At 52.7% G+C, this 20,421-nt stretch carries 17 protein-coding genes and 3 pseudogenes; 9 read left to right on the forward strand and 11 right to left on the reverse strand.

Going from position 1 to position 20,421, the window contains the following annotated elements:
• Positions 1–235: 235 nt before the first annotated feature.
• Positions 236–661 (reverse strand): nucleoside triphosphatase NudI, encoded by a 426-nt coding sequence (nudI, locus tag HV037_RS08590; RefSeq protein WP_016153813.1) that lies wholly within the window; start codon positions 659–661, stop codon positions 236–238.
• 318 nt (positions 662–979) lie between these two features.
• On the opposite strand from nudI, the gene HV037_RS08595 reads away from it, so the two are divergent.
• The 6 genes from HV037_RS08595 to yfaU all read left to right on the forward strand — a co-directional run bounded on the left by HV037_RS08595 (position 980) and on the right by yfaU (position 7,199).
• Positions 980–1,522, forward strand: a complete 543-nt coding sequence (locus HV037_RS08595) for a YfaZ family outer membrane protein (protein WP_016153812.1) — start codon at positions 980–982, stop codon at positions 1,520–1,522.
• A gap of 79 nt (positions 1,523–1,601) precedes the next feature.
• A complete protein-coding gene (locus tag HV037_RS08600; protein WP_019077276.1) occupies positions 1,602–2,804 on the forward strand; it encodes a nicotinamide mononucleotide deamidase-related protein YfaY in 1,203 nt (400 codons plus the stop codon).
• A gap of 218 nt (positions 2,805–3,022) precedes the next feature.
• Positions 3,023–3,805 (forward strand): IclR family transcriptional regulator, encoded by a 783-nt coding sequence (locus HV037_RS08605; RefSeq protein ID WP_016153810.1) that lies wholly within the window; start codon positions 3,023–3,025, stop codon positions 3,803–3,805.
• A gap of 13 nt (positions 3,806–3,818) precedes the next feature.
• Positions 3,819–5,024 carry an L-rhamnonate dehydratase gene (rhmD, locus tag HV037_RS08610; RefSeq protein WP_016153809.1) on the forward strand — a complete coding sequence of 402 codons (1,206 nt, stop codon included), beginning with the start codon at positions 3,819–3,821 and terminating at the stop codon, positions 5,022–5,024.
• A 56-nt stretch (positions 5,025–5,080) separates the two neighbouring features.
• The gene (locus HV037_RS08615) at positions 5,081–6,370 is read left to right on the forward strand and encodes an MFS transporter (protein WP_047359210.1); all 1,290 of its coding nucleotides are present in this window, start codon (positions 5,081–5,083) and stop codon (positions 6,368–6,370) included.
• Between the two features lie 25 nt (positions 6,371–6,395).
• Positions 6,396–7,199 (forward strand): 2-keto-3-deoxy-L-rhamnonate aldolase, encoded by an 804-nt coding sequence (gene yfaU, locus HV037_RS08620; protein ID WP_075847742.1) that lies wholly within the window; start codon positions 6,396–6,398, stop codon positions 7,197–7,199.
• Positions 7,200–7,434: 235 nt separating this feature from the next.
• Here the strand turns inward: yfaU and HV037_RS08625 are convergent, their stop codons facing one another.
• The 5 genes from HV037_RS08625 to glpA form a co-directional block, all read right to left on the reverse strand.
• Positions 7,435–7,716 (reverse strand): helix-turn-helix transcriptional regulator, encoded by a 282-nt coding sequence (locus tag HV037_RS08625; protein WP_019077272.1) that lies wholly within the window; start codon positions 7,714–7,716, stop codon positions 7,435–7,437.
• A complete protein-coding gene (locus HV037_RS08630) occupies positions 7,697–8,026 on the reverse strand; it encodes a type II toxin-antitoxin system RelE/ParE family toxin (protein WP_019077271.1) in 330 nt (109 codons plus the stop codon). Before HV037_RS08630 ends, HV037_RS08625 begins: the two co-directional genes overlap by 20 nt.
• A 394-nt stretch (positions 8,027–8,420) precedes the next feature.
• Positions 8,421–9,611, reverse strand: coding sequence for an anaerobic glycerol-3-phosphate dehydrogenase subunit GlpC (glpC, locus tag HV037_RS08635; protein WP_103284035.1), 1,191 nt, complete (start codon positions 9,609–9,611; stop codon positions 8,421–8,423).
• The gene (glpB, locus tag HV037_RS08640; protein WP_103284034.1) at positions 9,608–10,867 is read right to left on the reverse strand and encodes a glycerol-3-phosphate dehydrogenase subunit GlpB; all 1,260 of its coding nucleotides are present in this window, start codon (positions 10,865–10,867) and stop codon (positions 9,608–9,610) included. Before glpB ends, glpC begins: the two co-directional genes overlap by 4 nt.
• The gene (glpA, locus tag HV037_RS08645; protein WP_016157025.1) at positions 10,857–12,485 is read right to left on the reverse strand and encodes an anaerobic glycerol-3-phosphate dehydrogenase subunit A; all 1,629 of its coding nucleotides are present in this window, start codon (positions 12,483–12,485) and stop codon (positions 10,857–10,859) included. The genes glpB and glpA overlap by 11 nt, the downstream gene beginning before the upstream one ends.
• A 270-nt stretch (positions 12,486–12,755) precedes the next feature.
• Here glpA and glpT (HV037_RS08650) point away from each other — a divergent pair.
• Positions 12,756–13,733, forward strand: a pseudogene (glpT, locus tag HV037_RS08650) (glycerol-3-phosphate transporter); the annotation flags it as partial.
• Between the two features lie 3 nt (positions 13,734–13,736).
• On the opposite strand, the gene HV037_RS08655 reads toward glpT (HV037_RS08650), so the two are convergent.
• Positions 13,737–14,888 (reverse strand): IS30-like element IS30 family transposase, encoded by a 1,152-nt coding sequence (locus HV037_RS08655; protein ID WP_103284033.1) that lies wholly within the window; start codon positions 14,886–14,888, stop codon positions 13,737–13,739.
• Positions 14,885–14,971 (reverse strand): annotated as a pseudogene (locus tag HV037_RS24560) (hypothetical protein); the annotation flags it as partial. The gene HV037_RS08655 and the pseudogene HV037_RS24560, both read right to left, overlap by 4 nt.
• Here HV037_RS24560 and glpT (HV037_RS08660) point away from each other — a divergent pair.
• A pseudogene (gene glpT / locus HV037_RS08660) lies at positions 14,945–15,337 on the forward strand (glycerol-3-phosphate transporter); the annotation flags it as partial. The pseudogenes HV037_RS24560 and glpT (HV037_RS08660) sit on opposite strands and share 27 nt — an antisense overlap.
• Positions 15,338–15,340: 3 nt before the next feature.
• The gene (gene glpQ, locus HV037_RS08665) at positions 15,341–16,408 is read left to right on the forward strand and encodes a glycerophosphodiester phosphodiesterase (RefSeq protein WP_016153801.1); all 1,068 of its coding nucleotides are present in this window, start codon (positions 15,341–15,343) and stop codon (positions 16,406–16,408) included.
• A 172-nt stretch (positions 16,409–16,580) separates the two neighbouring features.
• On the opposite strand, the gene yfaE is transcribed toward glpQ, so the two are convergent.
• The 3 genes from yfaE to nrdA all read right to left on the reverse strand — a co-directional run bounded on the left by yfaE (position 16,581) and on the right by nrdA (position 20,363).
• Positions 16,581–16,835 carry a ferredoxin-like diferric-tyrosyl radical cofactor maintenance protein YfaE gene (gene yfaE / locus HV037_RS08670; RefSeq protein ID WP_016153800.1) on the reverse strand — a complete coding sequence of 85 codons (255 nt, stop codon included), beginning with the start codon at positions 16,833–16,835 and terminating at the stop codon, positions 16,581–16,583.
• The gene (gene nrdB, locus HV037_RS08675) at positions 16,835–17,965 is read right to left on the reverse strand and encodes a class Ia ribonucleoside-diphosphate reductase subunit beta (RefSeq protein WP_016153799.1); all 1,131 of its coding nucleotides are present in this window, start codon (positions 17,963–17,965) and stop codon (positions 16,835–16,837) included. The genes yfaE and nrdB overlap by 1 nt, the downstream gene beginning before the upstream one ends.
• Before the next feature lie 112 nt (positions 17,966–18,077).
• A complete protein-coding gene (nrdA, locus tag HV037_RS08680) occupies positions 18,078–20,363 on the reverse strand; it encodes a class 1a ribonucleoside-diphosphate reductase subunit alpha (RefSeq protein ID WP_016153798.1) in 2,286 nt (761 codons plus the stop codon).
• Positions 20,364–20,421 lie beyond the last annotated feature (58 nt).

The raw sequence follows: 20,421 nt of genomic DNA on the forward strand, positions 1-20,421 counted from the left end.
GGGCGTCGTTAATTATTTCATCAGGCTTCAAAGAGTAATGACGGAAGGTTAATTTATCCTTAAGAGTTTAAGGTTTGGGAAAGAGAGAGGAATAGCGTGTTTTTTATTTATCTTAATGAAAAAAAGATCATGTAGGTTCTTGAGTAGTTTGGGCGACATTGCTGTTATCTGCAGACTGATGAGCGCAATGCCGCTATTAAGAATGCTAATTATATGCCGTTATTAAAATGATGATTTACAGTAACCCTTTCAAGGTTAACGTTTTACGCGTGGCGATATTTAAATCGTAGGAGCCGAGATCTTCCGCTTTAACCCAGGCGAATGCCTGGAATTCTTCGTTAATCTTCACTTCACGATTAGCCGCCACACAATCGAAGATGAGATAAATCATATAAATCTCTTCCTGACTGCCATCGGCGTACGTTTTGGTGCGAACATCGTCACTGAAGGTCCATGGCGTAATATCTGATAACACCAGTTGTTCGCCCAGCTCTTCTCTTACTTCACGGCGCAAAGCTTCTTCAATACGTTCACCCGGTTCAACGCCGCCGCCAGAAAGCGCCCACTGACCGGGGAACACACCGCGGTCGTCTGCCATTTTGCACAGTAAATAACAGCCATCGTTTTGAATTAATGGGCAAACAATTGTTCTTTGGCGCATAAGTCGAATCCTTGTAGGGGGAGGTATAGAAAATTCCATCGTGCACGCATCTTACCTTTTGCTGGCGGTAGAAAAAACGCTTCATCGACGAATAACGTTGCTTTGGCAGGGAAAACAGGATGTGTGTTGAAAATGGCGTTCTGCTGCCATCAGTGGCGTAATTGCTACAAGAATTTAACCTTATCTAAATCTTGTGAGTAGTATTTGCTTACAATATGTTATTGCATCGCTTTTTTAGTGCATTGATTCCTCGTGATCTGACAGTACAATTCACCGGTTTTGGGGCTATGTTTTGATTCTTGCTGGAAAGGATAGAAAATGAAAAAAAGTTTAATGTTGGGTTTTGCCGGAATGCTGTTTGTTTCCGCGTCGGCGAGCGCGATTAGCATCAGCGGCCAGGCTGGCGAAGACTACACCAACCTGGGGTTCGGTATGGGTACTGAGACCACCGGTCTGGCCGTCAGCGGTAACTGGATGCATAACGATGACGACGGCGATGCGGCTGGTCTGGGACTGGGTCTGAATATTCCTCTCGGTCCGCTGCTGGCAACGGTCGGTGGGAAAGGCATTTATACTAACCCGAATGATGGTGACGAGGGTTACGCGGCGGCGGTCGGTGGCGGTTTGCAGTGGCCGATTGGCGACAGCCTCCGCCTGTTTGGTGAGTATTATTACTCTCCCGATTCTCTTTCCAGCGGTATCGACAGCTATGAAGAAGCGAATGCAGGTGCGCGTCTGACCATTATGCGTCCGCTGAGCATTGAAGCCGGTTATCGCTACCTGAACCTGGCAGGCAAAGACGGTAACCGCGATAACGCGATTGCTGACGGCCCGTACGTTGGGGTTAACGCGAGTTTCTGATTTTTCCGGCGCGGCGTTCAGTCGCGCCTTCCCCCCTCCATGCGTTATAGTGTTTTCATCATAAAAGCAGGAGAACACGATGTTAAACGTGGAGATGCTATCCACCGGGGATGAAGTGTTGCACGGACAAATCGTCGACACGAATGCCGCCTGGCTGGCCGATTTTTTCTTTAATCAGGGGTTACCGCTAACCCGTCGCAACACGGTAGGTGACAATCTTGACGATTTGGTCGCCGTTTTGCGTGAGCGTAGCGAACATGCCGATGTACTGATCGTTAACGGCGGTCTGGGACCAACCAGCGATGACTTGAGCGCGCTGGCGGCGGCCACGGCAAAAGGTGAAGGGCTGGTGCTGCATGAAGCATGGCTCGACGAGATGACGCGTTATTTCCGCGATCGTGGACGCGTGATGGCACCGAGTAACCGCAAACAGGCTGAGCTACCTGCCAGCGCGGAATTCATCAATAATCCGGTAGGAACCGCGTGTGGGTTTGCCCTGAAGCTTAACCGCTGCCTGATGTTCTTTACCCCAGGAGTGCCATCAGAATTTAAAGTTATGGTTGAGCATGAGATCCTGCCGCGTTTACGTGAGCGTTTTTCGCTGTCTCAACCCCCGCTATGCCTGCGATTAACCACCTTTGGTCGTTCTGAAAGCGAGCTGGCGCAGAGCCTGGATCCGCTGCAATTGCCTCCGGGAGTGACAATGGGCTACCGCTCGTCAATGCCGATTATCGAACTGAAGCTGACCGGGCCGGATTCCCAACGGGAAGCGATGCTGGCGCTGTGGCCAGAAGTTAAGCGGGTTGCTGGGCAGAATATGATTTTCGAAGGTACGGAAGGTTTACCCGCGCAAATCGCCCGTACGTTGCAGGAACGGCAATACAGCCTGACGCTAAGCGAACAATTCACCGGTGGTCTGGTGGCGCTGCAGCTTTCGCGCGCGAATGCTCCGCTGTTGGCGAGCGAAGTGGTTCCGCCCCAGGAAGAAACGCTGGCGCAAACGGCACACTGGATAACCGAACGACGCGGCAACCATTATGCCGGGCTGGCGCTGGCGGTATCGGCTTTCGAAAACGAACATATTAACTTTGCGCTGGCAACGCCTGATGGAACGCATGCCTTACGCGTACGGCTGAACGCTAATCGTTATAGTTTGTCGGTGCGTCAGGAAGTGTGCGCAATGATGGCGCTCAATATGCTGCGCCGTTGGCTCAACGGGCAGGATATTGCCACCGAACACGGTTGGATAGAAGTGGTTGAATCCCTGACGCTGCCTTCCTGACTTGCACTCTCTCACGCGCTTGTTATGGGAAGGCATTCTGGCCTTCCCGTTATCAGTCCAACCTGTTGTACTCTCTGTAAAAAAATCCGTGCGTTAGTTCACAATTATGCTCGTTTTTTCTCCAGCCAGCTGGAAGAGCGAGAGGATTTGATGCGCTTCACAATTTTAACCCCCTTAACCTACCACACTGATTCCAGTATCTCAGACTGGAGTCCAGTATGTTGGAATCAAGCAAAGTTCCCGCGCTCACCAGGGCGATCGAAATACTCAATCTCATTGCGCGTATCGGCCCATGTAGCGCCGCCACCATCATAGAGGCGCTGGGTATTCCAAAAAGCACCGCGTACCTGTTACTTAATGAACTGAAGCGTCAGCGCTTTATTAGCATTGATCATCAGGAAAATTACTGCCTGTGGACCAAGCTGGTTGAGTTGTCCGGGCATGCGCTGAGCAAGATGGATTTACGTGAACTGGCGCGTCCCCGGCTGACACAGCTGATGGATGAGACAGGGTTACTTTGCCATCTCGGGATCATCGACCACGAAAGCGCGTATTACATTCTGAAAGTGGAATCGTCATCCACTATCAGCGTGCGCTCCCACGAAGGGAAAAGTCTTTCGCTCTATCGCTCGGGTATTGGCAAATGCCTGCTGGCCTGGCAACCGGCAGCCGCACGAAAAGCCATTATTGAACAGCTGATATGGGAACAGGCAACGCCGACCACTATCACCAGGCCACAGCAGTTGAATGACGAGCTGGAGCGTATTCGACAGCGTGGATGGAGCTTTGATAATGGCGAAGATTATCCCGATGTTCGTTGCGTCGCAGCGCCTGTTTTTAACGCTAACAATGAACTGACCGCCGCGATTTCAGTGGTCGGCACTCGTCTGCAAATTAACGAAGAGAACCGTGATTATCTGGCCGGTAAAGCGATTGCCTGCGCCAGGGATATTTCACGCCTGTTGGGATGGAAAAGTCCCTTCGACTCACTCGCTTCATAAAAAGGAGAACACCATGACCCTACCTAAAATTAAACACGTTCGTGCCTGGTTTACCGGTGGTGCTACGGCGGATAAAGGCGCTGGCGGCGGCGACTATCACGATCAGGGGGCTAACCACTGGATTGACGATCATATCGCCACGCCAATGAGCAAATATCGTGAATATGAGCAATCGCGCCAGTCCTTTGGCATCAACGTATTAGGAACACTGATTGTTGAAGTGGAAGCTGAAAACGGACAGACCGGTTTTGCTGTTTCCACAGCAGGGGAGATGGGGTGCTTTATTGTGGAAAAGCATCTCAATCGTTTTATTGAAGGGAAATGCGTCAGTGATATCAAACTCATTCACGACCAGATGCTGGGCGCAACGATGTACTACTCCGGCTCCGGCGGCCTGGTGATGAACACCATCTCGTGCGTGGATCTGGCGCTGTGGGATCTGTTTGGCAAGGTGGTGGGTTTACCGGTTTACAAACTATTGGGTGGCGCGGTACGCGACGAAATTCAATTCTACGCGACCGGTGCGCGCCCTGATCTGGCGAAAGAAATGGGCTTTATTGGCGGCAAAATGCCGACCCACTGGGGGCCGCATGACGGGGATGCGGGGATCCGCAAAGATGCGGCAATGGTAGCCGACATGCGTGAGAAATGCGGTCCGGATTTCTGGTTGATGCTCGATTGCTGGATGAGTCAGGACGTGAACTATGCCACCAAACTGGCCCATGCCTGCGCACCGTCCAATCTGAAGTGGATCGAAGAGTGCTTGCCGCCGCAGCAGTATGAAGGCTATCGCGAGCTGAAACGTAACGCCCCGGCGGGGATGATGGTCACCAGCGGTGAACACCACGGGACGCTGCAGTCCTTCCGCACACTCTCAGAAACCGGCATCGATATCATGCAGCCGGATGTGGGTTGGTGCGGTGGGTTAACCACGCTGGTGGAAATTGCCGCTATTGCTAAATCGCGCGGACAGCTGGTGGTGCCGCATGGTTCCTCGGTTTACTCGCACCATGCGGTGATCACGTTCACCAATACCCCGTTCAGCGAGTTTTTGATGACCAGCCCGGATTGTTCAACGATGCGTCCTCAGTTTGATCCGATCCTTCTGGACGAGCCGGTACCCGTCAATGGCCGCATTCATAAGTCGGTGCTCGACAAACCAGGATTTGGCGTCGAGCTTAACCGCGACTGCAATCTGAAGCGCCCTTATAGCCACTAATGACCAGTGCGTTGCCAATACCACGGCAACGCCCTCATTTCTTTGAGGATCTTGCTATGAGTACCACGTTACTTGATGGTGTGGTGAAGAAAAACCGCGCCCGTTTGATTCCCTTTATGCTGGCGCTGTATGTGCTGGCGTTTCTTGACCGCTCGAACATCGGTTTTGCCAAAGAGACCTATCAGATTGATACCGGTCTGAGCAACGAAGCTTATGCGTTGGGCGCGGGGATTTTCTTTGTGGTTTACGCCTTTCTGGGGGTTCCTGCCAACCTGTTGATGCGTAAATTTGGTGCCAGAACCTGGATTGGTACCACCACGTTGCTGTGGGGATTCCTCTCTGCGGCGATGGCATGGGCGGATACTGAATCGAAATTCCTGATTATCCGTACTCTGCTGGGGGCGGCAGAGGCGGGCTTCTTCCCCGGTATGATCTACCTGACGTCCCAGTGGTTCCCCCAGCGTAACCGCGCCAGCATCATGGGGCTGTTCTACATGGGGGCGCCGCTGGCGTTAACCCTGGGATCGCCGCTTTCCGGTGCGCTGTTGGAGATGCACGGCTTTATGGGGCATCCAGGGTGGTTCTGGATGTTCGTTATCGAAGGTTTACTGGCGGTAGGCGCGGGCATTTTCACCTTCTTCTGGCTGGATGATACCCCGCAGCAGGCGCGTTTCCTGAGCGCGGAGGAAAAGGCGTTACTTATTAGCCAACTGGCGAGTGAAGAAGAGAAAAAGGTCACTTCACGCCTGTCGGATGCGCTGCGTAATGGCCGTGTCTGGCAACTGGCGATTATCTATCTGACGATCCAGGTGGCGGTGTATGGCCTGATCTTCTTCCTGCCAACTCAGGTTGCTGCGTTGTTAGGGACAAAAGTGGGCTTTACGGCTTCGGTCGTGGCGGCAATACCGTGGGTGGCGGCGCTGTTTGGTACCTGGCTTATTCCCCGCTACTCCGATCGCACCGGCGACCGGCGTAATGTTGCCGCGCTGACGCTGCTGGCGGCAGGAATCGGCATTGGCCTTTCCGGGCTGGTTTCACCGGTACTGGCGATTGTGGCGCTCTGCGTCGCGGCGGTCGGTTTCATTGCGGTACAGCCAGTGTTCTGGACGATGCCAACGCAACTTCTTTCCGGGACTGCTCTGGCGGCGGGGATCGGCTTCGTCAACCTGTTTGGTGCCGTTGGCGGCTTTATTGCTCCCATTCTGCGCGTCAAAGCCGAAACGGTGTTTGCCAGCGATGCGGCGGGCCTGCTGGTCCTCGCGGGCGTCGCGATTATTGGCTCGCTAATCATCTTTACGCTGAGTGTGAACCGTTCAGTTTCACAAGCAGGCGCTGCGCATCATTAATCTTATCTACGTTGTAAGGATCGTTATGAACGCATTGTTATCAAATCCCTTCAAAGAAGGATTACGCAAAGGGGAAGTCCAGGTCGGCCTGTGGCTCAGTTCGACCACCTCCTACATGGCGGAGATTGCCGCGACGTCGGGCTATGACTGGCTGCTGATTGATGGAGAACACGCGCCGAACACGGTGCAGGATCTTTACCATCAGTTGCAGGCGATTGCGCCTTATGCCAGCCAGCCTGTGGTTCGCCCGGTGGAAGGCAGTAAAGCGTTGATCAAGCAGGTGCTGGATATTGGCGCGCAGACGCTGCTTGTCCCGATGGTAGACAGCGCAGAGCAGGCGCTTCAGGTGGTTTCCGCGACTCGTTATCCACCGCTCGGCGAGCGTGGTGTCGGCGCCAGCGTGGCACGGGCGGCGCGCTGGGGGCGTATCGACAATTATATGGCCCAGGCTAATGAATCACTCTGCCTGCTGGTACAGGTCGAAAGCAAAGCGGCACTGGATAATCTGGATGCCATTCTGGACGTTGACGGTATTGACGGTGTCTTTATTGGCCCGGCGGATCTTTCTGCGTCGTTAGGCTACCCGGATAATGCCGGACACCCGGAGGTGCAGCGGATCATTGAGCAAAGCATTCGCCGTATTCGCACAGCCGGAAAAGCAGCCGGCTTCCTCGCTGTTGACCCAGCAATGGCGCAGAAATGTCTGCAATGGGGAGCAAATTTTGTCGCGGTAGGCGTGGATACCATGCTTTATACCGAAGCGTTGGATCGCAGGCTGGCAATGTTTAAGCCAGACCAGAGTACGCAAAAGTTGAAAAGCAGTTATTAATATCGGGCCCGATGGTGTAGCTCCATCGGGCCTGAAATAGCTCCTAATGGTGATGCTCTGTCACGTCGTCAGATACCATCGTGATATCCACCAGCGGAAACTGATATGAAGTTGACAGATGAAGCTTGAGTTCCCGTGCGCCGTCTGATTTTGATTAACTCACATAATATTCTTACCACGAAATATGCACGGAGATGATTTTCTCCAACAGACCGGCTCCGGAGTAACGGGTTAATCAATACAGGGCGATGACTGGTTTTTTGATGCCGCAGGCGTAGGCGTAGCGAGTCAATGTCTCAATACTGGCTTTGGTAATGTTATTTTCAAGGCGGGAAATAACCGGAGGCGTCACCCCCATACGTTCGGCAACCTGAGCTTTTGTCAGGTTGTTATGCCTCCGCCATTCTGCAAGCAGTTCTCTAAGCATCTCTTTACGTTCTTCTTCCCGCCATGCAGCACGAAACTCATCATTCTGCATCCATTCGTTATGCAGTTCTTTATGGCTTACCAGTTTCATTAAGCACCTCCGCTAACCGATTTTTGGCGAGTTCGATTTCTTTTGCTGACGTTTTCTGTGATTTCTTGATGAAAACGCGGAGCATGATGATAGTGTTGCCTTTATGGTATAGCCAGATACCTCTGGCTATATCAGTACCCATCGTGCGGATCTCAAAAAGTCCATCGCCAAGGGGTTTCGTATCCGGCTCCCGCAACAACTGGGCGTTATGTTCCAGCTTACCAATGAGCCGGTCAAACTTAACCCGAATTTTTACGGGTAATGCAGTTGCTTCTGCCCTGGCCTCAGGGTGATAAACAACGCTAAACATATGGCTGCCCACTCCAAATAAATGTTAGCTCATAGGCTAATTCATAACCATTCAAAATTAACCTGAAGGCTAATTTATTTGACGATTGCCGCAGCAATCTGGTTACAGCCTGTCAGTATTGGTTTTGTGTGCTTCACATAATTATTCTCAGGATAAGAAACCATCTTTTAAAAACCACATCGTACGGTGTTGATGTTGCTGATTTAGCCATGGTAGTCCGTCACCAGAGGAAGAAGATGGCGTGACGGTACCTACGGATGACGCGGGCTGCATTTGAGGAATTGATTTTTTGCGTGGAGGAGTCAGAGATAAATACGTCCGGTTGCAACGTATTCAGTTATGTACAACGGCATTCGCAAAAATGCCCGGTAGCAAATGCCACCGGGCAACAGAATTAACCTAACGCTTTGGCAAGCAGGGTGATGGGGTGTTCGCAGCGCTTACTGGTAGACATCTCAATCTGCCATTTACAGGTTTCGCAGTCGGTGACGACGATATCAGCGCCGCTGTCTTCAATCTGGCGGAACAGCGGTGCGCCAATGGACTGCGATGTCGGGTAGTTTTCCTTTTTAAAGCCGTATGTCCCGGCAATCCCGCAACATTGCGAGTCCAGCACCGTTAGCTCCAGCCCTGGAATTTGTCGTAGCAGTTCCAGCGTGTAGAGCGTCCAGCCCATTTTCTCCATGTGGCATGGCGTGTGGTAGACCACTTTCAGTGGCAGCGTTTTCAGCGGCAGCGTTTTGCCTTCATCCAGCTTGCGCCACAGCCAGCGGGTTGCCAGTTCAATGTGTTCGCGTAGACCTGAGTTGTCGACGTCCAGCACTTCCGGATATTCATCACGCAGCGCAAAGGTGCAGGTTGATGAGGTGGCGATCACCGGAATGCCTTTGCCGTCAATTGCTTCTCTGAGCGAGGCCACGTTGCTCACCGCCTGCTTACGCGCTTTATCGGTAAAGCCGTTGGCAATCAGCGGTACGCCGCAGCATTTCTCTTTGCTCAGCAGTTGCACCCCGGTTCCCATCGCATTCAACACTTTGATCAGGTCTCTGCCGAGCTGCGGATGGTTGTAATTCACAAAACAGCCGTGAAAAAAGGCAACCTGATCCTGATATTGCGCTTGCTGAGCGGCAACGCTGCGATACCAGCGGCGGAAGGTACCGAAAGAGTACTTCGGCAGCGTACGGCGATGGTCGATTTTTAGCGCGTAATCCAGCAACTGACGCACCGGTTTGAGTGAGGTGGCGGTATTCACTATCGGGGCGAATGGTGTGGACACGCTACCCATCAAATCGGTATGGCTTAAGACAAAGTTACGCAGCGACGGACGCGTTGTGTCGTATTTGGCGCGCGCGCGTTGGATGATATCGCCAATCTTCACATCTGACGGACAGGCCACTTCGCAGCGCTTACAGTTGATGCAGTATTTCAGCGCATCGTCATATAACGCGCCATCTTTCAGGCGCAGACGCTCACCGTCCGGTCCGGCCTGTTTAGGACCAGGGTAGTTCGGATTGACGCGACTTACCGGGCAGGCCGTGGTGCACACCGTGCATTTGATACAACTTTCAAAACGTGTGTCGCTCATTGCTGGCCTCCTGCACGTTTCGCAATATGATGTGCGGCGTGTAAGGCGCTAACAGCGCACACGCCGCCTCCGCAACCCTGGGCGATAGGGTCGAATCCGCCGAGAACGGAACCGATGGCATACATGTTCTCTATCGTTTGTCCCGCCAGCGACGGGCGCAGCCCGGCATCGGTCGTAACACCAAACTGCTGCCACGGTTGTGGGTCGAAGACGTCACGCTCATACCACTCGGCGCGCGTGGCGGTTTGCTGTACATCCAGCCCCATGATAGGTTCGTAGATGGCCTCACGCGTGGCGACCAGCCCGCTGCTGAAGAAGCTGCCGCTGGCGAGCACGGCGAAACGTGGCCGCAAAGGAATATCGGCATGATTACGGGTCCAGATTTCGCTGACTACGCCATCCTGACAGGTGATTTTCTTCACTTCATCACCCGGCATCCAGACGCCGCCCTGGCGCACAAACTGGCGCTGCAATTTGTTATGCAAACGCATACCCAGTACCGAAGGTGGGAGGGTCGGTAACAGCGTCAGCGAGCAGGGGAGACGCTCGTTAAGCCATTGCCAGAGCTGTTCATCCGCCAGACCGAAGCAGGCCGGCATAATTATCATGTCGCAGGTTTTTGCTACTGGCAGTAAAGCGTCATAGAGCAGCGACCATTTATCTTCGTTATCCAGCAGGCGCGCAATATTGACGGCGCGAAACTCGGTCGGGTTATCACGCAGGACATCCAGCTCAGGCAGATCGATTTCTGCCGTCTCGACGCTGAGATTGCGTTGACGCAGCGACGCCGCGGCGAGATGTGCCTGAAAATCCAGTAAACCGCTAATACCTACAACGCAGATACGCTGCGCGGACAGCGGCCAGACCGGAACTTCCGGGGAACTTAACCAGGTTGAGCGCAGCGTTCCCAGCGGGGTGATGCGTTGATGTGACTGATGTACCTTGCCTTGCAAATGCGTTCCGCATTCTTCCAGCAGATTTTGCGCCTGCTGGGCCAGCTCCAGGACGTTGTGCGTTCCGATGGTGCTATACGGGTGCGCGGGGGCATGAGTGCGCAGCGCATTCAGGCCTGCTTCTATATCCGTCACCGGTTGGCCATCGGGTAAGTTGCTGAGCAAATCCAGTGAACCGGAGGAGAAATGCAGGGCGCTTTGGCCGCGAGTGACAATCGTGCAGCGTAAACCGCTTTTTTGCAGTTGCAGGCCGCACAGTAGTCCGGCCAGGCCGCCGCCGATAATGACGGTATCAAATTTCATCCTGGTGCTCCTTTTCCAGACCGCACAATCCCTGATAAACCCAGCGTGTGAATTCGCTTTCGCGCAGCGCATCTCCCCAGGCGATAGGCTGCACGCCTTTCCAGCGTTCATTGAGAAAATCGGAAAGCTGGGTGATAGATTGCGCGGCGGTGGTGACATTAAAACGTTGCAGCAAACCTGCGGCGCGGCAGGCACACAATTCGCCCTGGCAGGTCCCCATTCCAACACGGGTACGGCGACGCAAATCCAGCAGGCTGTTGACGGTCAAATTCTCGACGGCGTACTGCACTTCACCTGCAGTGACCGCTTCGCATTCACAGACCAGGCTGCGGTGCTGACGACCTTCGCTAAGCCACGCAGGGGTGCGATCGCCGTGACGGTAGACCGCTGAGCCGCGCAGTGGCGCGGGCAATGAGATCACGCGTTTGAGCGTATGCTCGGTCGATTCTTGTGAGCCAGGCAGCGCCGTGTCTGCCGTTGTGCAAGGTTGGGTATTGCCCAGCTTACGGCAAACGGCATCGGTGGCCCACTCTGCCATCAGGCGGTAGGTCATCAATTTGCCGCCGGTAATGGTGATAAACCCGTCCAGTCCGTCACGTTGGGCGTGATCGAACAGTACAATCCCACGACTGACGTTACGGCCACTTGGATCGTCGTCGCTGGCTACCAGAGGACGCACGCCGGAGTAGGCGCGTAAAATGCGCGTTTTCGCCATAATCGGCGCCAGTTTTTCGCCTTCACGCAGTAGTATATCGACCTCTTCTGCGGTGACGCGGTTGCTGTCGATATCATCGTAATCAATGTGCTGTGAGGTGGTGCCAATCAGCGAAATGGTATCACCGGGCACCAGGATATCGGCGTCAGATGGCTTACGACAGCGGTTGATGACATGCTGGTTAATGCGGTGATCCATAATCAGCAGCGAACCTTTGGCCGGGAACATACGGATGCTCAGGTCGGCATATTCCGCAATGCGCTGGCCCCAGATCCCGGCGGCGTTGACGACTACCGGTGCATGCAGAGACTGCATCTCACCCGTCAGATGATTGCGTACGTTCACGCCGCAAACCGTTGCCCCTTCACGAATCAGTCCCGTCACTTCATGCGCCGTTAAAATTACTGCGCCATGCTCACGCGCATCCAGCATGTTGGCGGCGGTTAAGCGGAAAGGATCAACCGTGCCGTCCGGCACTTTTACCGCGCCAATCAGCTGTGGGTTGACGGAAGGTTCGATAATGCGCGCCTGCTTAGGGTCAATGGCTTCTGCGCGAATACCGGCCTCTTCACAGGCGCGAATAAAGGTTGCCTGGAAGGAGAGTTCATCTTCCGGCAGGGTAATAAATAGACCGTCCGTCGGCTCAACGCAATGACGGGCGATACGTTTGAGAATTTGGTTTTCGCTGATGCACTCCCGGGCAGATTCAGCGTCGGTGACGGCGTAGCGTGCACCGCTGTGCAGCAGACCGTGGTTACGTCCGGTCGCCCCTGTGGCGATATCGTGGCGTTCCACTAAGATGACGCGCAACCCGCGCAGCGCACAATCGCGTGCGATCCCTGCACCTGTTGCTCCTCCACCAATGATAATCACGTCACTTGTTTGCGAGTCGCGAATTTTCATTGTTTTTCCTCACAGTTCGTTTTTTATCATTTAGCCACATAAAAAACATGGATTGTTTGATTTCGCGCATAATCGCTCATTATTCGAAAATGAAACGTGATTTCGTGCGCCTTTATGAACATTTGTCATAAATCTGTAACAATATGTGCAGCGTTTCACATTTTTGTTATGTATCTTTCCTTAACATCGCGGCCACACTGGGAGCGGTAGGGTAGTAATGACGAACTGCAGTGTTTACTTCGAATGAAAGACGGCCACGGAGGCTACACTATGTTGAGCATTTTTAAACCAGCGTCACACACGGCGCGTTTGCCTGCAGCGGAGATCGACCCGACATATCGTCGATTACGTTGGCAGATCTTTCTGGGGATATTCTTTGGCTATGCCGCGTACTATCTGGTACGTAAGAACTTTGCCCTTGCGATGCCGTATCTGGTTGAGCAGGGTTTCTCGCGTGGCGATCTGGGTTTTGCGTTATCCGGTATCTCCATTGCTTACGGATTTTCGAAATTCATCATGGGGTCCGTTTCGGATCGCTCGAATCCGCGCGTTTTCCTGCCAGCGGGTCTGATTCTGGCCGCCGCTGTCATGTTGTTCATGGGCTTTGTGCCGTGGGCGACTTCGAGCATTGCGGTTATGTTTGTGCTGCTGTTCCTCTGCGGATGGTTCCAGGGAATGGGGTGGCCGCCGTGTGGTCGTACCATGGTGCACTGGTGGTCGCAGAAAGAGCGTGGGGGCATTGTCTCCGTCTGGAACTGTGCGCACAACGTGGGCGGTGGTCTGCCTCCTCTGTTGTTCCTGCTGGGTATGGCCTGGTTCAATGACTGGAAAGCGGCGCTGTACATGCCTGCTTTCGGTGCGATCGTCGTCGCGCTGTTTGCTTTTGCTCTGATGCGTGATACGCCGCAGTCTTGTGGCCTGCCGCCTATCGAAGAGTACAAGAACGACTACCCGGACGATTACAACGAGAAAGCGGAAGAAGAGCTGACTGCGAAGCAGATCTTCATGCAATACGTACTGCCGAACAAACTGTTGTGGTACATCGCTATCGCCAACGTGTTTGTTTATCTGCTGCGCTACGGTATCCTGGACTGGTCCCCGACCTATCTGAAAGAAGTGAAACATTTCGCGCTGGATAAATCATCCTGGGCCTACTTCCTGTATGAATATGCGGGTATTCCGGGCACGCTGCTGTGCGGCTGGATGTCGGATAAAGTCTTCCGTGGCAACCGTGGTGCGACCGGTGTAGATTCAATCTGTCAATGCAACACCCCTTTCAATTATCTCTTTCGGTGTTTTGAACTTCAGTGTCTTTCTCGGTCTGTTGTTTAGCTGAGCAGCAACCAGATCTAGTTCATGTTGAGTATATTGGGCAAGATATGTCTTTTTAGGAAAGTACTGCCGAATTAGCCCATTTGTATTCTCATTTGTTCCCCGCTGCCAAGGACTCTGAGGATCGCAGAAGTAAACTTTAACGCCAGTGCTGACAGTAAATTCTAGATGTCTGGCCAGTTCCATTCCTCTGTCCCATGTCAGTGATTTTCTGAGTTCTGACGGTAAACTCAGGAATTTGTCGGTAAGAGCCTGATTTACTGAGACAGAATCTTTGCCCCTGAGTCTAAGGATGATCGTATAACGTGATTTTCGGTCTACAAGTGTGGCTATATGAGAGTTTTTTGTACCTGAGACTAAATCGCCCTCCCAATGCCCCAGAGAGCGTCTGTTATCGATATTTCGGGAACGTTCGTGAATTGGTGTTCCGTTCACTATGTTAATCGTACCTCTTTCGCCTTTGCGGGTATGACGCCTGCCATGGCGAAGGCTATGCGACCGTCGCAGATGCTGTATATTCAGGTGGTGTAGCGCTTCACGGCTACGAAAGTACAGCGTTTTATAAATTGTCTCAGGTGATATTCGCAGCGTTTTTTGACGTGGTTTTGTTCGCCTTAACCATCCTGATATTTGCTCTGGAGACCATTTCATCTCCAGCTTTTCCAGAACAAGCTTTCGCAATGGTAAATTTTGATCCAGTAAGCACGGTTTTGGCCTTTTCGCCATTCTGTTGGCTCGGTTATTAGCATCAACAGCTTTGTAATAGCGTCTGCCCCGATTACGCTGAACTTCACGTGAGATCGTCGAAGGACTGCGATTCAGCGCAGTAGCTATCGCACGAATGCTCATTTTGGCTGACAAACCAGCTCGTATCTCCTCGCGCTCAGACAGTGTCAGGTGAGCTACAGCCCGCTTACGCTCATGGGGTTTTATGCCGCCAGTATCCCTTAACATAGTGAAGATCGTTCCGGGTTTTGAACCCAGGATATTCGCTATTTCACTGAAGCCTGTTCCGTTCTTCCATAGTTCAAAAACAGAGGCTTTTTCCTCTGCTGTAAATGTTCGTCTCATTCAAAAAACCTCCGCAACCCCATGTTTTCACATAACTGTTGCGTTGACCAATTGAATCTACAGGCGTGTTCTTTATGACGCTGGTGACTATCGCGACTATCGTCTACTGGATGAACCCGGCAGGCAACCCGAACGTGGATATGGCTTGTATGATCATCATCGGCTTCCTGATCTACGGTCCGGTAATGTTGATTGGTCTGCATGCGCTGGAACTGGCACCGAAAAAAGCGGCGGGTACGGCGGCTGGCTTTACCGGTCTGTTCGGTTATCTCGGCGGTTCCTTAGCGGCGAGCGCTATTGTTGGCTATACCGTTGACTTCTTCGGTTGGGACGGCGGCTTTATGGTGATGATTGGCGGTAGCGTGCTGGCAGTTATTCTGCTGGTGGTCGTCATGATTGGCGAAAAACGCCATCACGAAGAGATCGCACTGAAGCGTAACGGGGGCTAATAGATGAAAACCACATTGAAAAGTCTCAGCGTGGCGCTAATGCTGACAGGTATGGTGATGAGCAGCGCGGCGGTTGCCGCAGAAAAAATCGTGATTGCGCACCGTGGCGCCAGCGGTTATCTACCGGAGCATACGCTGCCAGCAAAAGCGATGGCTTATGCTCAGGGGGCTGATTACCTGGAACAGGATTTGGTGATGACCAAGGACGACCATCTGGTTGTCCTGCATGACCACTACCTTGACCGCGTCACCGATGTTGCCGAGCGTTTCCCGGATCGTGCGCGTAAAGATGGGCGCTACTACGCTATCGACTTTACGCTGGATGAGATTAAATCGCTGAAATTTACCGAAGGCTTTGATATCGAAAATGGCAAAAAGGTCCAGACCTACCCAGGGCGTTTCCCGATGGGTAAATCTGATTTCCGTGTGCACACTTTCGAAGAAGAGATTGAGTTTGTTCAGGGATTAAATCATTCAACCGGTAAAAACATTGGCATTTACCCGGAAATGAAAGCGCCGTGGTTCCATCATCAGGAAGGGAAGGACATTGCGGCTAAGACGCTGGAAGTACTGAAAAAGTACGGGTACACCGACAAGAACGACAAGGTTTATCTACAGTGTTTTGATGTCGCAGAGTTAAAGCGCATTAAGAATGAACTGGAACCGAAGATGGGGATGGATCTCAATCTGGTACAGTTGATTGCGTACACTGACTGGAATGAAACTCAGGAGAAAAAGCCGGACGGTAGTTGGGTTAATTACAATTACGACTGGATGTTTAAACCGGGTGCCATGAAGCAGGTTGCGCAGTATGCGGACGGCATTGGGCCGGACTATCACATGCTGATTGATGAGAAGTCGAAGAAAGGCAATATCTCGTTAACGGGCATGGTACAGGACGCGCATCAGAATAAGATGGTGGTGCATCCTTATACCGTTCGTGCCGATCAACTGCCGGATTACACCACTGACGTAAACCAGCTGTATGACATTCTGTATAACAAGGCGGGCGTTGACGGGCTGTTCACCGACTTCCCCGACAAAGCAGTGACATTCCTGAATAAAGAGTAATGGCACAAGGTCTGTGATGCACCTCCGGTCACAGGCCTGGTTGGATCAAACGTTATTAACGGCTAGATAAGGCCGTCTGCCGTCAACGTGGCCATACCTGCCTCCAGGAGAAATAAAGAGCTGCCGTCCATCGGCGGCTCTTTTTTAGTCGTAATTTTTATCCCGCCACATGTTACAGCTCTATTTCAATATCGCCTTTTGCCCGACAGCAGCAGGGTAAAATTTCACCTGGCTGAATGAAGGCCAGAGGTTCGGCAATCCAGTCGACCTGTCCCGCTACCAGACGGGTACGGCAGGAGCCGCAATAACCTGCGCGGCACTGGTATTCAACTTCAACATTGTGCGATTCGAGCGCGGCAAGCAGGGAAGGGTGTTCATCCTGGCACAGCAGTTGTGTGCCAGAGATGCGCAGAGTAACGCGGCCCATCAGAGCTGGAAGTTACTCAGGTCGTCGGTATCGACTTCCGAATCGATCTGGCCGACCAGGTAAGAGCTGACTTCCACTTCCTGCGGCGCAACCTGCACGTTATCAGACACCAGCCAGGTGTTGATCCATGGGATTGGGTTAGAGCGGGTCTGGAACGGCAAGTCGAGTCCGACAGCCTGCATACGGATGTTGGTGATGTACTCAACGTACTGGCACAGAATGTCTTTGTTCAGGCCAATCATTGAGCCGTCACGGAACAGATAATCCGCCCACTCTTTTTCCTGCAGCGCGGCCTGTACGAACAGGTCGTAGCATTCTTGTTTACACTCTTCGGCGATTTCCGCCATTTCCGGATCGTCCACGCCGCTGCGCAGCAGATTCAGCATATGCTGGGTCCCGGTCAAATGCAGGGCTTCATCGCGGGCGATCAGGCGAATAATTTTCGCGTTGCCTTCCATCAGTTCACGTTCGGCGAAGGCGAAGGAGCAGGCGAAGCTGACGTAGAAGCGGATCGCTTCCAGCGCGTTCACGCTCATCAGGCACAGATACAGCTTCTTCTTCAGTTCACGCAGGCTTACGACAACCGTTTTACCGTTAACGGTATGCGTGCCTTCGCCCAGCAAATGCCAGTAGCTGGTCATCTCAATCAATTCGTCGTAATAGCTGGAAATGCCTTCCGCGCGTTTCTGGATTTGCTCGTTGGTGACGATGTCATCAAACACCACCGCCGGATCGTTCACGATGTTACGAATGATGTGGGTGTAGGAACGGGAGTGGATCGTTTCTGAAAACGCCCATGTTTCCACCCAGGTTTCCAGCTCAGGGATCGAGATTAACGGCAGCAGCGCCACGTTCGGGCTACGTCCCTGAATGGAGTCCAGCAGCGTCTGATATTTCAGGTTGCTGATGAAGATATGCTTTTCATGTTCCGGCAGCGCCTGGAAGTCGATGCGATCGCGAGAAACATCAACTTCTTCCGGACGCCAGAAGAAAGAGAGCTGCTTTTCGATCAGTTTTTCGAAGATGTCATATTTTTGCTGATCGTAGCGGGCGACGTTCACCGGCTGGCCGAAGAACATCGGTTCCAGAAGTTGGTTATTTTTCGTCTGTGAAAAAGTGGTGTATGCCATTGATGTGAATCCTTTGTGGGATGAGTGCCGGATGGCGTTACAAGCACCCTTTCCGGCCTACAAACCAAGCTACTGTAGGCCGGGTGAGCCTGGTGCCACCCGGCATCGTTCATCAGATCTTACATGCGCCGCTTTCGCAGCCGTCGTCCTGAATGGACGGCACCAGATCGTCCTGAGAATCTTCCGCACCGTCACGGGTGTTTTGATAATACAGCGTTTTGACACCAAATTTGTAGGCGGTGAGCAGGTCTTTCAGCAACTGCTGCATCGGTACTTTTCCGGATGGGAAGCGCGACGGATCATAGTTGGTGTTGGCGGAAATCGACTGATCGATAAATTTCTGCATGATACCTACCAGCTGCAAATAGCCATCGTTGTTCGGCATTTCCCACAGCAGTTCGTACGCGTCGTGCAGGTGTTCGTAGTCCGGCACGACCTGGCGCAGAATACCGTCTTTCGACGCTTTGATGCTCACATAGCCGCGCGGTGGTTCAATACCGTTGGTGGCGTTAGAGATCTGCGAAGAGGTCTCCGATGGCATCAGGGCTGACAGCGTGGAGTTACGCAGACCGTGCGTTTTGATGGATTCGCGCAGTTGTTCCCAGTCCAGATGCAGCGGCTCGTTGACAATAGCATCGAGATCTTTTTTATAGGTATCGATCGGCAGAATACCTTTGGAGTAGGTCGTTTCGTTAAACCACGGGCACGCGCCTTGCTCTTTCGCCAGCTCGTTAGAGGCTTTCATCAGGTAATACTGAATGGCTTCAAAGGTTTTGTGAGTCAGGTTGTTCGCGCTGCCGTCAGAATAACGCTTACCGTTTTTCGCCAGCCAGTAGGCGTAGTTGATCACGCCAATACCCAGCGTACGGCGACCCATCGCGCCGCGTTTGGCGGCAGGAATCGGATAATCCTGATAATCGAGCAGCGCATCCAGCGCGCGTACCGCCAATTCGGCCAGCTCTTCCAGCTCGTCCAGGCTGTTGATAGCACCGAGGTTAAATGCGGACAGCGTACACAGCGCAATTTCGCCGTTTTCGTCGTTAACGTCGGTCAGCGGTTTGGTCGGCAGGGCGATTTCCAGGCACAGGTTAGACTGGCGCACCGGAGCGACAATGGGATCAAACGGGCTATGGGTGTTGCAGTGGTCAACGTTCTGAATATAGATACGCCCGGTAGAGGCACGTTCCTGCATCATCAGTGAGAACAGCTCAACGGCTTTGACGCGTTGCTTGCGGATACTGTCGTCGTTTTCATATTTGGTGTACAGACGTTCGAATTCGTCCTGGTCAGCGAAGAACGCATCATACAGGCCTGGAACGTCGGACGGGCTGAACAGCGTGATGTCGCCGCCCTTCAGCAGACGGGTGTACATCAGTTTGTTGATCTGTACGCCGTAGTCCATGTGACGCACGCGGTTGCCTTCGACGCCACGGTTGTTTTTCAGGACCAGCAGGCTTTCAACTTCCAGGTGCCACATTGGGTAGAACAGCGTTGCAGCACCGCCGCGTACGCCGCCCTGGGAGCAGGATTTTACCGCGGTCTGGAAGTGCTTGTAGAACGGAATACAACCGGTGTGGAACGCTTCACCGCCGCGGATCGGGCTACCCAGCGCACGGATGCGACCGGCGTTGATACCGATGCCGGCGCGCTGGGAAACGTATTTCACAATCGCGCTGGAGGTGGCGTTGATGGAGTCCAGGCTGTCGCCGCACTCGATCAGTACGCAGGAGCTGAACTGACGGGTAGGGGTACGCACGCCGGACATAATCGGCGTCGGCAGTGAAATTTTAAACGTAGAAACGGCGTCGTAGAAACGTTTTACGTATTGCAGACGCGTTTCACGCGGATAGTTAGAGAACAGGCAGGCCGCTACCAGAATGTAGAGGAACTGCGCGCTTTCATAAATCTCACCGGTAACACGGTTTTGTACCAGGTATTTACCTTCTAACTGCTTCACCGCAGCGTAGGAGAAGGTCATATCACGGTCGTGTACGATGAACGAGTCCATCTGCTTGAACTCTTCTTCCGTGTAGTCTTCCAGCAGATGATTGTCGTATTTGCCCATTTCAACCATTTTCACGACATGGTCGAACAGTTTCGGCGGTTCAAACTCGCCGTAGGCTTTTTTGCGCAGATGGAAAATTGCCAGGCGAGCAGCCAGGTATTGATAATCCGGTGCCTCGCGGGAGATCAGGTCGGCGGCAGCTTTGATGATTGTTTCATGGATATCGGATGTCTTGATACCGTCATAAAACTGAATGTGGGAGCGCAACTCGACCTGAGAAATCGATACGTTATTCAGTCCTTCTGCCGCCCAATCCAGAACTCGGTGGATTTTGTCGAGATTGATGCGCTCTGTACTACCATCACGCTTTGTCACCAGCAGACTCTGATTCATGTGGTTTTTTACCTGTCCGTGAAAGAAAAAATATCCCCCATATTATCCACAAAGTCAT

The sequence above is a fragment of the Citrobacter sp. RHBSTW-00017 genome, assembly GCF_013797615.1.
GTDB lineage: Bacteria > Pseudomonadota > Gammaproteobacteria > Enterobacterales > Enterobacteriaceae > Citrobacter > Citrobacter braakii.

Bases quoted from the DNA above. Each gene is read 5' to 3' on its own strand.
- nudI (WP_016153813.1), bottom strand. From the start codon at position 661: ATGCGCCAAAGAACAATTGTTTGCCCATTAATTCAAAACGATGGCTGT.
- HV037_RS08595 (WP_016153812.1), top strand. From the start codon at position 980: ATGAAAAAAAGTTTAATGTTGGGTTTTGCCGGAATGCTGTTTGTTTCC.
- HV037_RS08600 (WP_019077276.1), top strand. From the start codon at position 1,602: ATGTTAAACGTGGAGATGCTATCCACCGGGGATGAAGTGTTGCACGGA.
- HV037_RS08605 (WP_016153810.1), top strand. From the start codon at position 3,023: ATGTTGGAATCAAGCAAAGTTCCCGCGCTCACCAGGGCGATCGAAATA.
- rhmD (WP_016153809.1), top strand. From the start codon at position 3,819: ATGACCCTACCTAAAATTAAACACGTTCGTGCCTGGTTTACCGGTGGT.
- HV037_RS08615 (WP_047359210.1), top strand. From the start codon at position 5,081: ATGAGTACCACGTTACTTGATGGTGTGGTGAAGAAAAACCGCGCCCGT.
- yfaU (WP_075847742.1), top strand. From the start codon at position 6,396: ATGAACGCATTGTTATCAAATCCCTTCAAAGAAGGATTACGCAAAGGG.
- HV037_RS08625 (WP_019077272.1), bottom strand. From the start codon at position 7,716: ATGAAACTGGTAAGCCATAAAGAACTGCATAACGAATGGATGCAGAAT.
- HV037_RS08630 (WP_019077271.1), bottom strand. From the start codon at position 8,026: ATGTTTAGCGTTGTTTATCACCCTGAGGCCAGGGCAGAAGCAACTGCA.
- glpC (WP_103284035.1), bottom strand. From the start codon at position 9,611: ATGAGCGACACACGTTTTGAAAGTTGTATCAAATGCACGGTGTGCACC.
- glpB (WP_103284034.1), bottom strand. From the start codon at position 10,867: ATGAAATTTGATACCGTCATTATCGGCGGCGGCCTGGCCGGACTACTG.
- glpA (WP_016157025.1), bottom strand. From the start codon at position 12,485: ATGAAAATTCGCGACTCGCAAACAAGTGACGTGATTATCATTGGTGGA.
- HV037_RS08655 (WP_103284033.1), bottom strand. From the start codon at position 14,888: ATGAGACGAACATTTACAGCAGAGGAAAAAGCCTCTGTTTTTGAACTA.
- glpQ (WP_016153801.1), top strand. From the start codon at position 15,341: ATGAAAACCACATTGAAAAGTCTCAGCGTGGCGCTAATGCTGACAGGT.
- yfaE (WP_016153800.1), bottom strand. From the start codon at position 16,835: ATGGGCCGCGTTACTCTGCGCATCTCTGGCACACAACTGCTGTGCCAG.
- nrdB (WP_016153799.1), bottom strand. From the start codon at position 17,965: ATGGCATACACCACTTTTTCACAGACGAAAAATAACCAACTTCTGGAA.
- nrdA (WP_016153798.1), bottom strand. From the start codon at position 20,363: ATGAATCAGAGTCTGCTGGTGACAAAGCGTGATGGTAGTACAGAGCGC.